Origin of the sequence: Aquicoccus porphyridii (assembly GCF_008369105.1) — a bacterium.
GTDB classification, from domain to species: Bacteria; Pseudomonadota; Alphaproteobacteria; order Rhodobacterales; family Rhodobacteraceae; genus Aquicoccus; species Aquicoccus porphyridii.
The window spans coordinates 1-363 of record NZ_VINQ01000230.1 but is presented as its reverse complement, the minus strand read 5'-3'; the positions used below and the strand labels follow the sequence as shown (position 1 = coordinate 363).

1 protein-coding gene is annotated in these 363 nt (G+C 64.7%); it reads left to right on the top strand.

The window, feature by feature from the left end; all coding sequences use genetic code 11:
- Positions 1-363 (top strand): cbb3-type cytochrome c oxidase subunit I (locus FLO80_RS24310; RefSeq protein WP_188078421.1); only part of this gene is annotated, 363 nt, incomplete at both ends.

The window sequence follows — 363 nt, the reverse complement described above, 5'->3', positions numbered from 1 at the left end:
GCCAAGGGCCTGATGCGCTGGGTGCTGACGACCAACCACAAGGACATCGGCACCCTCTACCTGTGGTTCAGCTTCATGATGTTCCTGCTCGGCGGATCGATGGCCATGGTGATCCGCGCCGAGCTGTTCCAGCCCGGCCTGCAGATCGTCGAGCCGGCGTTCTTCAACCAGATGACCACCATGCACGGCCTGATCATGGTCTTCGGCGCGGTGATGCCGGCCTTCGTCGGCCTGGCCAACTGGATGATCCCGCTGATGATCGGCGCGCCGGACATGGCCCTGCCGCGGATGAACAACTTCAGCTTCTGGCTGCTGCCGGCGGCCTTCGGCCTGCTGGTCAGCACCCTGTTCATGCCCGGCGGC